This is a genomic window from Leptolyngbya sp. BC1307 (genome assembly GCF_002286735.1).
Classification (GTDB): Bacteria; Cyanobacteriota; Cyanobacteriia; order Phormidesmidales; family Phormidesmidaceae; genus Phormidesmis.
Window position 1 is genome coordinate 13,728 of sequence record NZ_NRTA01000017.1, and the last position, 14,046, is coordinate 27,773.

The window sequence follows — 14,046 nt, forward strand, 5'->3', positions numbered from 1 at the left end:
GCGCTGAAATCTGCTGAGCGGCCTTGGCCGTATGGCTATCATCACGCTGCAAAAGCGGCAGAAGCGCCATAATATAGTCACCTCATTACGCCCTGAAGCAGGCCAGACCCTATGGATGCATTCTCGCCGTTTCCCCCAGCTTGGACAAAAGATGCCGTACATGCGCAGCCGTTTGGTTGCCCGACCTGTGGAGCGGGCAGTCGGGAGGCCAAGCAGGTCTGGCTTAACCGCCGTGCGCCCGTTTTTACTGATGGCCGCAAACGTAAATGGCAGGAGTTTTATCAATGTGAGTGCGACTCAGTTTGGTGGGCCTGGAGTTCTGATCGACCGCCTTTAGATCTGGACGGGAATTCGGATGAAGGTGGGCAAAGGCCCGGCGAAGGTAGCTAACCCTCAGGATTTGCAGCCGATGGACGGGCCGATGGACGTAGTGGTGTTGGGCAGTCTCAATATGGATCTGGTGGCGCGGGTCGCTCACCTGCCGCAGCCGGGTGAAACGCTGCTGAGCGAAGGCTTTGCGACGGTGCCGGGGGGTAAGGGCGCAAATCAGGCGGTGGCAGCAGCGCGGTTAGGGGCGGCAACGGCGATGGTAGGCCGGGTGGGGGAGGATGGCTTTGGCCAGGTTTTGCGCGATCGCCTCCAGGCTGAAAGCATCGACACCAGCGCCGTAGCCACTAGCCAACAAGCCCCCTCTGGCACGGCCCTGATTGCGGTCTCTCCCGACAATAACCAGATCATTATTACAGCGGGTGCCAATGGTGAAGTCAGCGCCGCCGATCTCGATAGACTGAGCCCTTATTTTGAGCAGGCGAAGATACTGCTACTACAGTTTGAGATTCCTTTACCCATCGTCGAAAAAGCGGCGGCGCTAGCCCATCTCGCCGGACTGACGGTCATCGTTGACCCAGCGCCTGCCCACGCCCCCTTATCTCCAAATTTTTGCCAGCATATCTCTATTTTGACGCCCAACCAGACTGAGGCGGCGGTACTGAGCGGTAGGGCGGTAGAGACTGTGGAGGAGGCGATCGCTGCTGCCGAGACACTCCAGCGGCAGGGCATCGCCGTAGTCATTGTCAAACTGGGGGCGCAAGGCGTAGTCTGTGCCACGGCTGACGGGAGCTTTGTTATTCCTGCTTTCTCTGTGCGAGCAATTGATACCGTAGCGGCGGGCGATGCTTTTAATGGGGGGCTTGCCGCTGCCCTTTGCCAGATAGATATGCAGACGCAGACTTTGAACAATCGCCCCTTGCTCACCTCTGCTATTCGCTATGCCAGTGCCGTGGCCGCCTTAGCCGTAACCCAATCTGGCGCACAGTCGGCCATGCCTACGGGGGCCCAAGTTAAAGCGTTCTTAGAGACTCAAAAAAAGAAGCAGACTGCTTAAGCTTTTGCATCTGAAAGAGCGGTGCGAGCCATAGAAGCGATCGCCTGATCCGTTGCCTTGGGCAGTTGATAATACCGACCGCCTGCCACTTTCGCTAGTTCCTTGCCAAAGCCGGTAGAAACAAACTTCCGCTCAGTATCAATGATCAGCAGCTGATAGCCGGTAGCGCGAATGCTGCCTGCAATCTCTAGCAGTTCGGCTTTAATGTCGGGCTTTTCTTCGGTGTCTTCAGGATCATCGCCAAGAGAGCGGGAGAGCGGCACATTTCCCCGGCCATCGGTGATGGCGACAATCACAACGCTGCCGACATCGCCAGATTTTTGCGCATTGGTGCCCACCCGTATGGCTTGCATAAGCCCATGAGCGAGGGGAGAGCCGCCCCCGCAGGCCATAGTCTCTAATCTGCGCTTGGCGGCTGTGATTGAGCGGGTAGGCGGCAACAACACTTCGGCCTGCTCGCCTCTGAAGGGAATCAGCGCGACCTGATCTCTGTTCTGGTAGGCATCAGTAAGCAGGCTCAGCACCGCGCCTTTGGCATTTTGCATACGGTTGAGCGCCATCGAGCCGGAGGCATCGACCACAAATATAATCAGTGAACCGGCTTTGCGAGCTAAGCGTTTGGCGCGAATGTCACCAGATTCGACAATGACTTTGCGGTCGGGCTGGCGATCGCGCCTGGCCTTCTGATAAGGAGCGGCAGCGCGAAGCGTAGCATCCACCGCAATCCGGCGAGCCTGCCCCGTCGGAATAAAGGGCTTGATGTACCGACCGCGTTCGTCAGAGAAGATAACGCTGTTCTTTCCTGAAGCGCCCTGCCGGGTAGTGGATTCAGCAAAAGACAGCAAAGACGAATCTATCACAACACCTTCTGGATCAAAGACAAACTCCTCTGGAATAGAGGGCGGCTGCTCAGGCTGTTCCTCTTGTTCTTCTTCAGAGTCATCGTCTTGATCGGTGTCATCTTCCTGATTTTCATCAGAATCTTCTTGCTGATCTTGTGGCGGCGGCGGTGGCGGCGGTGGATTCTCTGCCTCCTGTGGGGGAATGGCGCTAGAGCGGGGCACAATCACCAGCTCAACGGCATGGCGCAAATCGTCGGCATTGACGTTGGTACGGCCATCAAGCGCGGCGCAGGCTTTAGCCACCCGCACAGCAAACAGCTCAGCCCGGTGACCCATTACGCCGCCGCGCAGCGCCTCAGTCACCAGATAGCTGATTTGGTCGGTGCTGATAGTGACATCTTTTAGCCACTCGCGGGCCAGGATGATTTGAGTCCTGAGCGAGTCAATTTCTTCTTCGTACTCGGCTAGAAAAGGCGACGGATCGTTGGCAAAGCGGTTGACCTGTTCTACAGCAGCGACTCTGTCTTCTAAAGTTAGGCCCGTGTCGGCAGAGAGCGCGATCGCAATCCGATCCAACAAATGCTCTCGCAAATTCCCTTCTTCAGGGTTGTAAGTAGCGATCATCAGCGGCTGACACGGATGCTGAAAGCTGATGCCCTCACGCTCTATCTGGTTGCGCCCCTGAGTCAGCGTCGAAAGCAACAGATTGCTAATCTGATCATCTAAAAGATTGACTTCATCAATATAGAGTACGCCTCTGTGAGCCTCTGCCAACAGCCCCGGCTGAAAGACGCTCTCCCCAGTGCTAATAGACTTGGCCACATCCACAGAGCCCAGCAGCCGATCTTCGGTGACACCCAAAGGGATTTGGATAAAAGGCGCTTTGACGACTTGAGCGGGCAGATCGGCTACGGGCGTGTCAGCCGCAAATCGACTGGCCGTTTCGTCGTCCCACTCGCCCGGCTTGGTCGGGTCGCAGTTGCAAGAGCCTTCAATAATCTCAATGGGCGGCAGCAGCTGATAGAGCGCTCGCGCCAGCACTGACTTGGCCGTGCCTCGCCGCCCGGCGATCACCACACCGCCTAGCCCCGGATCGACCGCTGAGAGCAGCAGCGCAAACTTAATCGACTCCTGACCGACAACAGCCATCAGCGGAAAGGTTTCGGGAGTATTGGCAGTGAGGAGCGTTGGCATAGTGAAACGGTTGTTTACAAGGCTGTCTACAGTTGGCCTACATCTGGCGACCCATGCGACTGCCTGGAATCACGGGCACTTCTACGGCCTCACGAAATTCTTCTACGCTCTCATCAAACTGAATCGGCAGCACACCGACTACGTTTTCATGTGGGCGAGGAATAATCACCCAGGTTTCGAGCACGCCACCGGGCGCATTTTGGGCGGCTTCTACGCCCGCTTCCATCGCCGCTTTGACTTCTGAAACATCGCCCCGAATATTGATGCAGAACCGGGCACTCCCCGCTCGAATGTAGCTAACCAGGGTAACTCGGCCCGCTTTCACCATCGCATCGGCGGCGGCTAATACTGGGGGAAACCCTTTAGTTTCAAGCGATCCAACTGCCTGTGGCATCTATTATAGTCTCCTAGTTTTAATGGAGGCCACTCTATGAACTCCATTCATGATTGTACGGGAGAAGGGGAACGGCCTCAATTGAGGGCAGCGTATTTTTTCGAAGGCGGAAAATCCAGTTTTTCAGCCTGTAAGCTTCAGTCTGTCTTAGCGAGCCTCGGGTCTTTGCGAACCTCGGCCTAGCCCACCCGAAAAGCCCACCCAAAAAGCCCACCCAAAAAGCTCACTCAACGAAGGGCAAGGATTCTTCAGTGTAGTCAAGTTCTAGCGTAGTTAGCACGTTTTGAGTGGGGTTTGGAATGAGCGTGTGGGCATACGCACCGTCGCCATAGCAGGCATTAGCGGCCTTGAGCCCAGCCTCTAGCGCCCTTTCAACTTCTGCATTTTGACCTCGGACGACCACGTATTGATGGCCGCTGTCAGCCGGGGCGATTTTGATCAGCGTGACTCGGGCCGCTTTGACCATGGCATCCGCCGCTGCGAGGGAGGCAGGGAATCCGTGGGTTTCGATGGTGACAACGGCGATGGGCATGGGGGAAAGGATGAAGTAGGAACGATGAACGATGAGTTGGGAGTCAGGCGTGTGGCTGGCTTATTGGCGCTGATTATACCGCGTCACAATGACGATTCTCGAACCGCTGTTGCTCCGGCCTTCATCATTCATCATTCACCGTTCATCGTTCATCCTTCTGCCTTCTCTTCAAACCTTAATGCCGCTGGGCTGATGGCGGGTGGCGATGATGCGATCGCACCCCGACTCCGGGTAGGCCCAGGCGTAGTAGCTTTCTTTGGGGTTGCCCCAGCAGAGCAGCAGGTAGAGTTCGCTGCGGGTGGCTTCAGCGTCGGCCCATTCGGCCCGTTCGATCAGGGTTTCGACGCGCGCTAGCGCAATTGGTTCGGGGGGGTTGCCCGCTCGCCATAGATTGAGGCCGGTAATGCACTCGCGCCAGAAGGCGATCACCGCACCTTTGGCAGCGCCGAGTCTGAGCTTGTCTTCGGCAGTGGCCGTGAGCTGCGGGTGAATTTCGGGAAAGCGGACGGAGCGGCCCTGGAAATGACAGTGACGCCAGACGATGCCCGAGACGCCTTCGGCAATCTGGTAGTGGTGAATCTGGTCGCGAAAGTCTTGAAAGGCATAGATCTGGCTGAGCTTTTGGGGGCCGATGGCTTTAGCAATCACGGGGTCATCAAAGCGGCGGTCGGCGCTGAGCAGCAGGCGATCGCCCCGCACAGCTGCCTTCATCTCTGCATCGAGAATTGCTAACAGCTGCGCGGTGGTGTAAGCCATGGCTCGCGAGGGGTGGATTGTGCTGATCAAAATTTTACCAAGAACGCTCTCTAGCAGCGGTTGAAAATACTGTGGGTTAGCATTGACTGCAAACTGGGACTGCAAACTGGGACTGCAAACTGGGAGTCTCAAGGCTCAAGAAAAAGTAGCAAGCGCCTCTAGCAGCAGGGCATAAACGCCATCTGCATCGACCGTTTCAGCAACATTGATCGCCGCCTGAGAACCGCTGCCATACCAATCCACCACAGTACGGCCTACAGTCTGCTCGCCGGTGAGTTCTACGGTAACCGGCACTGAGCGCGTCGTGAATAACTGTGGCTTCAGCAAATAGGCAATCACGCACGGATCGTGCAGGGGGCCGCCAGGCAATCCGTAGCGAGCCAAGTCGCTTTGACCATAAAAGGCGAGCATTCCAGCAGCGGCAGTACTGACAGGGTTGCCAATGGCGCGAATGGCCGCCAGGCGCTCGGGCGTCGTCAGCACTTGATGCGTCACATCTAGCGTTATCAGCGTCGTGGGTATGCCTGCTGAGAGCACCACATGCGCCGCATGCGGATCGACATAGATATTAAATTCTGCTGAGGGCGTAATATTGCCCTGGCCCATCGCGCCGCCCATAATCACTAGCTGCGCAATGTGAGCGGCAATTTGTGGGCATTTGATCAGGGCAACGGCCAGGTTAGTCAGCGGGCCAAGGGCAGCAACGGTAATTGGCGCTGGCGCACTGAGCAACTGCTGAATGAGAAAATCAACGCTGTGCTGCGATCGCCCCTTTCCCCTCGGCTCAGGCAAATCTGCGCCCTGCAAACCGGTCGCACCATGCACCTCTTCAGCCGTCGCCAAAGGTCTGATTAAGGGACGCGGACAGCCTGCAAACACCGGCACCTCACGGCCCGCTAATTCACAAATTTTACGAGCGTTGCCATAGGTGAGTGATAGCGGCACATTGCCCGCCACCGTCGTCACACCCATCACCGGCATTTGAGCGCCGAAGGCCAAAAGCAGGGCGATCGCATCATCCACCCCCGGATCACAATCGATAATCACAGCGCCAGTCATCCTGCTCTCCTGCCTCCTCTCTCCTGCTCTCCCACTTAACCTTTCAAAGCCAAAACTGTAAAATTCAGTACAGCTACTCATATCAGTAGCCACCGTAAGCTAGCCTAAGAGCCAGATTACGATAGATGCTCCCTATACATAAACTATTTTGGCGCTGGCGATGACTCGGATTTCTTTAACTGACCGTTTTTGGCAATTGGCTGTAGGGCGATCGCTCCTTCCTGGCCTGCTGGTTAGTTTGTTGGCGATCGCAGGCTGCTCTGGCAGCAGACTGGGTGACACGCTCGGCAGAAGCCTGGAGCCCGACCCGCAGCTGGCCGAAAATGAACAGACAACAGATTCACCTGATGAGCCAGCAGACAGGGCTCAACCTGAGTCTCCTGCCACCGATGAAACTGCCGCTGCCGAACGTAACAGTGCCAGCGGCAACTCTGCTGCCGAGCGCAATCGTCAGGCCAGAGCCGAGGCTGAAGCCGCTGCGGGCAGTAACGCAGCCACCGCTGGCGACTACAAAGATCTGAGCAAAGCCCCCGAAGAAATTCAGCCCTATTTAAAAGATCTCATCAGCTTAGATCTGCTCAAGGTGAGTCCTACCGCGCCCGACCCGACCCCGACTGCACTAGGGACCCAGCCCGCTCCCCTACCTAGCCCAGATGAATTTCGTCCCAATCAGGCGATTAGCCGCCGCGAATATGCCCGCTGGCTAATGGCCACCAATAACCGCCTGTATGCCGATCAGCGCAGCCGCAAAGTCCGCCCCGGTATCGCCAGCAGCCAGCCTGTCTTTCAAGATGTGCCCGCTAGCGACCCCGATTTTGGCGCTATTCAAGGGCTGGCTGAGGCAGGCATCATTCCCAGCCCGCTCACGGGCAGCAGCACTGCGCTCACCTTTCGCCCCAATGCACCGCTAACTCGCAAAGACCTGGTGCTGTGGAAAGTCCCCTTAGACACACGCCAGCCGCTGCCTCAAGCCACGCCAGCAGCCGTGCAAGAAGCTTGGGGCTTTCAAGATGCCGCCAAAATCGAGCCTCGGGCGCTGCAGGCAATCCTGGCCGACTATCAAAACGGTGACTTTGCCAATATTCGGCGGGCGTTTGGCTATACCACCTTATTTCAACCAGACAAAGCAGCGACTCGCGCTGAGGCCGCTGCCATACTCTGGCGCTTTGGCAACTCCACAGAGGGTATCACCGCTGAGGAAGTCCGCAATCCGGCGGCAAAGTCTCAAGCGGATGAGACTGACAGCAGCACCGGCAGCAGTCCGAACAGCAGCGCTGGGGCCAGACAGAATGACTGAGGCGACAGGGCCGGAGCAACCTAATGCTGAAGCTTGGGACGAAGACCGCTTTTTTGACGAGATCGCTGGGATCGGGGTTATTCAGGTGACTTCAGATGTGGGGCAGGAGCGGGCGGTTTGTGGGTAGAGGGCAGGCGGCAGGAGACGGGAGGCTAGATTTTTTGCTGCATGGCGGGGCAGCGCTGTAGGGCTTGTGCTAGTACCTCACGCTTGATCGGCTTGGTTAAGTAGTCATTCATACCAGCATCGAAGCAGCGCTGGCGGTCTTGGCGGGTGGTGCTGGCGGTCATGGCGATGATCCAGGTGTTTTGGTGCTGATCCATTTGCCGAATCTGGCGGGTGGCGGTGGTGCCGTCTGTATCTGGCATGCGCATGTCCATCAAGATAACGTCGTAGCGCTGGCGCTGGAGGGCTGCTAACACAGCTTTTCCAGAGCAGGCTACGTCGGCCTGGTAGCCCAACAGCTCTAGCAGCCGCAGGGCGACTCGCTGATTGATTCGATTGTCTTCGGCAATCAGAATAGTGAGACAGGCCCGGCGATCGCCTTCTGAGGCAACCAACCCTACTGCTGCAGGGGGCGGGATCGGTAGATCAGTGGGGCAGATGAAGCGCAGTGACTGATAGAGGGCAGCTTGCTTGATGGGCTTCCACAGCGTGGCCGTCACTTCAGCAGGCGGGCTGGCCGTACTTCTGAGAGCGCTGAGTAAAATGATTGGCAGCTGATTGCACCCAGCGGCAGCGTGCAGGGTTGCCAGCCTTTGGGTGAGCGAGTCTGCACTGGCGATAGGCCCATACAGACTCGGTTGATGGGCGGGCACGGCAACGGCCTCATCTAAGATGATGCCGTCAAAGGCAGTGTTTCGCATTAGCCGCAGCGCTGCTGAAAGTGAGTCTGCGGGGGTGATGCTGATGCCCAGCGGCTGAAGCTGCCAGTCTAGATAGTTACGTCGGGTTGGGTTGGGGTCAATTAGCAGCAGATGGGTGCCGCTCAGACCGGTTAGATAGCTGGGCATCGGTTGGCGGTTGGCAGCGAGTTCGGCCTGCACCGTAAAGTAAAAGGTGCTGCCTTCACCGAGGCTACTTTTCACCCATAGATTGCCGCCCAGGTATTCGCTCAAACGTTTGCTAATAGAGAGCCCTAGCCCGGTGCCGCCATACTTACGCGCGGTCGAAACGCTGCCCTGGCAAAAGGGTTCAAACAGCTGCGCCATCCGCTCTGGGGCAATGCCAATGCCGGTATCGCTAATTGCAAAGCAGATTTCGTAGCGGCTGGGGGCTGGCGGCGGCGCTGTTGGCTGTTGAGAAGTCCGGCGATTTTTCCAGTGGTAGGCCCAGTGCTTGAGCGTAGAGCGCTGGTGCGAAAATAGAGGGGTTGGAGGTATCAGAGCGATCGCCTCTACCCGCACTGATACTTCTCCAGCCTCAGTGAATTTCACGGCGTTGCTGAGCAGATTGAGCAAGATTTGCTGTAGCCTGACCGGATCGCTCAGAATCACCGCTGGCGTTGTCGGGGCAATCGAGTGGACCAGCTCTAGCCCTTTGCGGGTGGCCCGAGGCGCGAGCATCTCCAGGCTGCGCTCCAGCGTTTCGTTCAGGCACACCGGATATTTTTCAATCAGCAGCCGCCCTGACTCAATTTTAGAAAAATCTAAAATATCATTGATCAAAACCATTAGGGTCTGACTGCTGTTGTATAGGGTCTCGGCAAACTCGCGCTGTCGATGGTCTAGAGGGGTTTCCTGCAGCATTTCTGACAGGTTGATAATGGCATTGAGCGGCGTGCGAATCTCGTGGCTAACAGTGCTGAGAAAGGCAGACCGCACCTGCAATAGCGCACTCGCCTGCAGTCGGCCTAGAATAATCGCACCGATAGTCACCGCGCCAACCGCAATGAGGGGAGTCGCCACCGGCAGCAGGTAGCTACAGCGCAGCGCGACCACACAAAGCAGCAGCCAGCTCAGCGCGATCGCACTACCAGCCATGAGCTGTAGCCCAACTTCGCGCCGGTAAAACAGCCCGCCCAAAAGCGACCCGCCGATCAGCAGCGCTAGCGCCACGGTATTTTTTGAGGGCGATCGCAGCCAGCGCTGTCCGAGCAAGTTATCGATCACGGCGGCTTGCAGGTACCCCCCCGGCACTGGTGCCCGACTGTCGAATGGGGTGCGCAGATGAGTCCGGCCAGAGGTTGCCCCGTAGCCGACGACAATAATTTTGTCCTTGAGAGAGCTGGGCGAAAATTGGCCATTGAGCACATTAATCAGGCTAAGAGTCGTCAGTTCACTGATGGGGCCGGGCCAGTTGATCTGAATTTCGCTGAGAGCGGTGGGAATGCTGACCAGCTCTTTTTCTAAACTGTAGACCTGAACCGCTGCAATCCCTAAGGCCGGAATATCTTCTACAAGCAACTCAATTCTGCGGGTCAGCCCATCCGGATCGATTTGCACTCGCAAGTGGCCAGTAGCGATCGCCGCTGATTCTAAAATGGGCAGCGGCTCAATGGCGATGCCTGATAGCCCCCAGGTTTGACCAATCACCACCCGGCCATGATCGGTCATGGCCTGCGCTAACCGAGCATCGACTGCAGCACTCTCTGCTGTATCAGCCCCAGCAGACTGAATATCAGCAAGCAGCAAATTAAAAACAACGGCGCTCGTATCTGATTGAGTGAGCAACTGCAGCAGATTGGCATAATAGTCGCGCGAGATCGGAAACTGCCCTAGCTGGCTTAGCGTTTTGTCATCAACACTGATCATCACTACCCGGCTATCCCACCCCACTGAGCCGCGCCACCGCATCAGCGCAGAGGTGGCGATTCGCTCCATCGGCACCCAAGCGTTGAGCTGTAGCAGCATGACTACCAGCAGGCTGACCATTAGCCCTGGCACGATTCGGTGTAGCCATCTGAACCGGCTGACTAGCTGCCTACCTAACTGCCTACCTAACTGACTACCCAACTGACTGGCTATCGGCATCAGGGCACCACCAGTTCGTAGGCTTGCTCGGTGCCGAGCGGGGTGATGACGACCGCCCAAATCCGGCGAGCTGAGCTAGATAGCGCCACCTCAATATCAAAGCGCCCCTGCCGGTCGAGAGACTGTGGCTGCTCAGCAATCGTGAGCTGACTATTTTCAGCCATCGTGACAAAACCCGTTTGCAGATCAACTTCCAACCGAGCTGAGGCATTAGCACCTGTACTCAAAGTATCGCCGACTTCGGTGAGGCGATCGCCCCGCTGAGCCTGACGACGACTGCCGCCCTGAGGAATCAGCGCTACGGGGCCACTGAGTTCGGTGATCTTCTACCGGATCAGTCGTCCTTCGTCAGGCTAACGACGATCTGTTCAGCTGCTTGAGGAATAAACAGGTGAGCGCTGGTCAACCGATGGTGGGTCATTCTGGGTTTGAGCAAGTGAAGGGACTGCGTTGCCGCTGCGCCCTTGAACTCACTCGACAGCTGCGTCAGTGCGGAAACCTTTAAAGCCACTTCTGTTGATTTGGATGGCTGCGCTAGTGAAGCAGCGCTATCTGTAGATATATGTGTAGAAGCTTGATCAACCGGACGCTGGCCCGAGCTGCCCACGCTATCGGCAGTCACCGGCGCGCTGAGGCTCAAAATTAGCCCTAGCGATAGCAGCCCCAGCCCCACCTGCCGGAGCGTCCCTCGGATGAAGCGCCGCAGGGCTAGTAGAGCGGGTGAAGAACCGTCTGCGGGGGTAGAAGAGTAATTAGTCACGGCGATCAGGTAGAGCGGTATAAATAGATAATGGCAGCTTGTATTGAGTTTTTCTTAGAGATAGGTAATATTAATTTACAATAGCAAAAACCCCTGTGACTGTAAAGCCTTCAGGGCTCAATAACGAATTCTCGGATCGACGTAGGCATTCAAAATGTCGATAGCAATGCTCACCAGCGCCACAATCGCCGCGAAAAACACCATCAGCCCCTGCACCACCGGATAGTCGCGCTGACTGATGGCCTCATACAGACGATTCGCGAGCCCCGGCCAGGAAAAGGTCACCTCGGTGAGGACTGCCCCGCCCAGCAAAGAGGCAAATGTCAGGCCCAATATCGTAATCACCGGAATCATGGCGTTTTTTAGCGCGTGAGCGGTGATAATTCTAAATTCTGAAATGCCTCTGGCCCGCGCTGCCTCTACATAGTCGGCCTTTAGCGTCTGCCGCAGATTGACCCGCACAATCCGCTCAAAGACACCGCTGATCAATATGCCCAGCGTCAGGCTAGGCAGTGCCAGGTAGTAAACCGTCGTGCCAAACTGAGCCAAATCGCCATGCAGCAGGCTATCTAGTAAATACAGTCCGGTGGGGCCAGCAGGTGCGATCTGACTCAGCGGAAACCGCGTGCCGATAGGAAACCAGCCGAGCTGCACAGAAAAAACCAGCTGCAAGATCATGCCAAACCAATACATCGGCACCGCGTAGGTAACAATGCCAAACACCCGCCCCCCCGCATCAAAAACGGTATTGGGCCGGGAAGCGGCAATCGACCCGACGGTCAGGCCGACCGCAGCGGCAATAATCATGCCGCACAAAGTCAGCTCCACCGTCGCCGGAAAGTGATCGCCAATAATCTGCCAGACGGTTTGCCCTTGACTAGCCAGAGAGCTGCCCAGGTTGAAGCTGAGCAAATCACCCAGGTAGTCGAGATACTGCTTGGGCAAAGGCTGATCGAGGCCCAGTTTGGTTCGCATGAGCGCTTTTGCCGCCTCAGGCGCACGGGAGCCGAGCAGCGCATCGACCGGATCGCCCGGCGTGGCCCGCATCAGCAAGAACACTACGGTGGTAATCGTCCAGATCATCAGCGGCGCTAACAGCAGGCGCGAGATGACGTAGAGCCGGAGAGAATTAGAGCGAGACATGGCTTACCCTTTTTCAATCTGCCAGAGAAGGAACTGCTGATTAGGCTCGATGGCGACATCGCTCACATCAGCGGTGGTAAAGATATAGTCTTTGGTCTGCCAGAGAGGAACGTAGGGCACGTCGTCAATCATGAGCTGCTGCAAGTCGCTGAAGACCTGATCGCGCTTGGCAGGGTCTTGCTCGGCGTTTTGCTGGGCGACGAGCTGGTTGGCTTCTTCGCTGTAGTAAAACGAGCCGTTGCTCTGCGTGGCTCCGACTTCGCACAGCGTTTCAGGGCTGCCCTGGTCGCAGGTGAGAAAGGGCTGCACGAAGTTTTCGGGGTCGAAGTAGTCGGGGTACCAGTTAGAGAGCACGCTGTTATAGGCACCTTTTTCGACGTTTTCAAACAGGGTCGCCGCTTCAGCGGTGCTGACGGTGATATTCACCAGGCCGGGTAACGCTTGTTCGACTGACTGCTTAATAGTGTTGGCGGCCACTTGCCGAGGGGTAGAGGCTGACGGATACCAGATTTCAAACGTGAGCGGATTGGCTTCGGTAATGCCAGCGGCGGTGAGGTACTGCTTGGCTTCGTCATAGTCGCCGTCGCCGTAGGCTTCTTCAAAGACGGGTTCGTAGACTTCAAAGCTTTTAGGAATCAGGCTGTAGAGCGGTTCGGCCTGGCCGTTGAAGGCGCGATCACTAATCAACTGCCGATCCATCATCGCAGCTACCGCTTTGCGCACGTTGAGATCGTCGAAGGGGGCAATCTTCTGGTTGAGCGATAGGTAGTTGACCACCGTGCTGCCTGCTTCGATGACCTGCCAGTCATTGCTATCAGCGTCGGATTCGATCTTGGCGATCTGGTCGGGGTCGAGCGTTTGATAGGCCACATCGAGCCCGCCGGAGGTAAAGGTAGTAAACAGGTTGGCCGCGCTGGTAAACACCTGAATATCAATACCGCCATTGGCCGGAGGCTCACCCCAGTAGTCTTCATTCACATCGAGCTTGATCACATCGCTGCTAAAGGAGGCTAGCTTGTAAGGGCCAGAGCCAATGAAGTTGTCAGGCTTGAAGCTGCCCGCGCCGATCTCGTACTCTGTGGGGGAAACGGGCGTCATGCTCCAAAAGGTCAGCAGGGCTGGAAAGGCAGCAAACGGTTGCTTGAGCGTGATCACCAGTTCACCCGTTTCAGCAGCGGTAGCAGATTCGACCTTATCGGCGATTAGAGAAGAGGGCCGACCGTTGTTTTCGATAATCCGCTGGATGGAAAAAGCCATCACCTCGGCATCGAAGGGGGTGCCGTCATGCAGGGTGACATCGTCGCGTAGTGGGATGGTGTAGGTGAGGCCGTCTTCGCTGACGGTGGGCATTTCGGTGGCGAGCTGCGGTACCAGATCGGTGGTGCCAGGGGCGTAGGTATAGAGGCGATCGCCCAGGTTATAAAGCAAAATGCCGGGAAAAATTTCGTAGGCATCAGCTGGATCTAGCGTGCGCGCGCTGAGGGTGGTGCCGATTGAGACGCGATCGCCCGTACTCACAGCCCCTTCTGTCGCCGCCGAATCTACCGAAGCCGTATTGCCGCCGCCGCAGCTCACAGCTAGCACTAGCACCAGGCTAAACAGGCCCCCGTAGGCTCCGACTCGGCGTAATCTTTGACCGATCCTCTGGCTGATTTTTTGGCTAATTCTAAAGAACCATCGCCGCTGCAAACGAAGAAGCGTCACCATCATGGT

14 protein-coding genes are annotated in these 14,046 nt (G+C 56.8%); 4 read left to right on the forward strand and 10 right to left on the reverse strand.

Annotated elements, in window-relative coordinates; translation table 11 throughout:
• Positions 1-111: 111 nt before the first annotated feature.
• Both CKL79_RS11385 and rbsK read left to right on the forward strand, forming a co-directional pair.
• Positions 112-390, forward strand: a complete 279-nt coding sequence (locus CKL79_RS11385) for a hypothetical protein (RefSeq protein ID WP_121969708.1) — start codon at positions 112-114, stop codon at positions 388-390.
• Positions 356-1,384 (forward strand): ribokinase, encoded by a 1,029-nt coding sequence (rbsK, locus tag CKL79_RS11390; RefSeq protein ID WP_240518812.1) that lies wholly within the window; start codon positions 356-358, stop codon positions 1,382-1,384. Before CKL79_RS11385 ends, rbsK begins: the two co-directional genes overlap by 35 nt.
• Here the strand turns inward: rbsK and bchD are convergent.
• The 5 genes from bchD to CKL79_RS11415 all read right to left on the reverse strand — a co-directional run bounded on the left by bchD (position 1,381) and on the right by CKL79_RS11415 (position 6,161).
• Complete coding sequence (gene bchD / locus CKL79_RS11395) at positions 1,381-3,420, reverse strand: magnesium chelatase ATPase subunit D (RefSeq protein ID WP_121969709.1); 2,040 nt, start codon at positions 3,418-3,420, stop codon at positions 1,381-1,383. The genes rbsK and bchD overlap by 4 nt on opposite strands.
• A gap of 37 nt (positions 3,421-3,457) precedes the next feature.
• A complete protein-coding gene (locus CKL79_RS11400) occupies positions 3,458-3,814 on the reverse strand; it encodes a BMC domain-containing protein (protein ID WP_121969710.1) in 357 nt (118 codons plus the stop codon).
• 223 nt (positions 3,815-4,037) lie between these two features.
• Entirely contained in the window at positions 4,038-4,346 is a 309-nt protein-coding gene (locus CKL79_RS11405) for a BMC domain-containing protein (protein ID WP_121969711.1), read from the reverse strand.
• A 168-nt stretch (positions 4,347-4,514) separates the two neighbouring features.
• Positions 4,515-5,102, reverse strand: coding sequence for a hypothetical protein (locus CKL79_RS11410; RefSeq protein ID WP_121969762.1), 588 nt, complete (start codon positions 5,100-5,102; stop codon positions 4,515-4,517).
• 135 nt (positions 5,103-5,237) lie between these two features.
• Positions 5,238-6,161, reverse strand: a complete 924-nt coding sequence (locus CKL79_RS11415) for a nucleoside hydrolase (protein WP_121969712.1) — start codon at positions 6,159-6,161, stop codon at positions 5,238-5,240.
• A 160-nt stretch (positions 6,162-6,321) separates the two neighbouring features.
• Here CKL79_RS11415 and CKL79_RS11420 point away from each other — a divergent pair, with 160 nt between their 5' ends.
• Both CKL79_RS11420 and CKL79_RS24190 read left to right on the forward strand, forming a co-directional pair.
• The gene (locus tag CKL79_RS11420; RefSeq protein ID WP_121969713.1) at positions 6,322-7,458 is read left to right on the forward strand and encodes an S-layer homology domain-containing protein; all 1,137 of its coding nucleotides are present in this window, start codon (positions 6,322-6,324) and stop codon (positions 7,456-7,458) included.
• Positions 7,451-7,585: a hypothetical protein gene (locus tag CKL79_RS24190; RefSeq protein WP_276299990.1), complete on the forward strand. Its 135-nt coding sequence runs from the start codon at positions 7,451-7,453 to the stop codon at positions 7,583-7,585. The genes CKL79_RS11420 and CKL79_RS24190 overlap by 8 nt, the downstream gene beginning before the upstream one ends.
• A 25-nt stretch (positions 7,586-7,610) precedes the next feature.
• Here CKL79_RS24190 and CKL79_RS11425 read toward each other — a convergent pair whose 3' ends face one another.
• From CKL79_RS11425 to CKL79_RS11445, 5 genes are all read right to left on the reverse strand, one after another.
• Complete coding sequence (locus CKL79_RS11425; protein WP_121969714.1) at positions 7,611-10,430, reverse strand: CHASE2 domain-containing protein; 2,820 nt, start codon at positions 10,428-10,430, stop codon at positions 7,611-7,613.
• Positions 10,430-10,657, reverse strand: coding sequence for a hypothetical protein (locus CKL79_RS11430; RefSeq protein ID WP_141242195.1), 228 nt, complete (start codon positions 10,655-10,657; stop codon positions 10,430-10,432). The genes CKL79_RS11425 and CKL79_RS11430 overlap by 1 nt, the downstream gene beginning before the upstream one ends.
• A 107-nt stretch (positions 10,658-10,764) precedes the next feature.
• The gene (locus tag CKL79_RS11435; protein ID WP_121969716.1) at positions 10,765-11,190 is read right to left on the reverse strand and encodes a hypothetical protein; all 426 of its coding nucleotides are present in this window, start codon (positions 11,188-11,190) and stop codon (positions 10,765-10,767) included.
• 117 nt (positions 11,191-11,307) lie between these two features.
• Positions 11,308-12,333 carry an ABC transporter permease gene (locus CKL79_RS11440; protein ID WP_121969717.1) on the reverse strand — a complete coding sequence of 342 codons (1,026 nt, stop codon included), beginning with the start codon at positions 12,331-12,333 and terminating at the stop codon, positions 11,308-11,310.
• A 3-nt stretch (positions 12,334-12,336) separates the two neighbouring features.
• On the reverse strand, positions 12,337-14,043 hold the full coding sequence (locus tag CKL79_RS11445) for an ABC transporter substrate-binding protein (protein WP_240518813.1): 1,707 nt from the start codon (positions 14,041-14,043) through the stop codon (positions 12,337-12,339).
• Positions 14,044-14,046 lie beyond the last annotated feature (3 nt).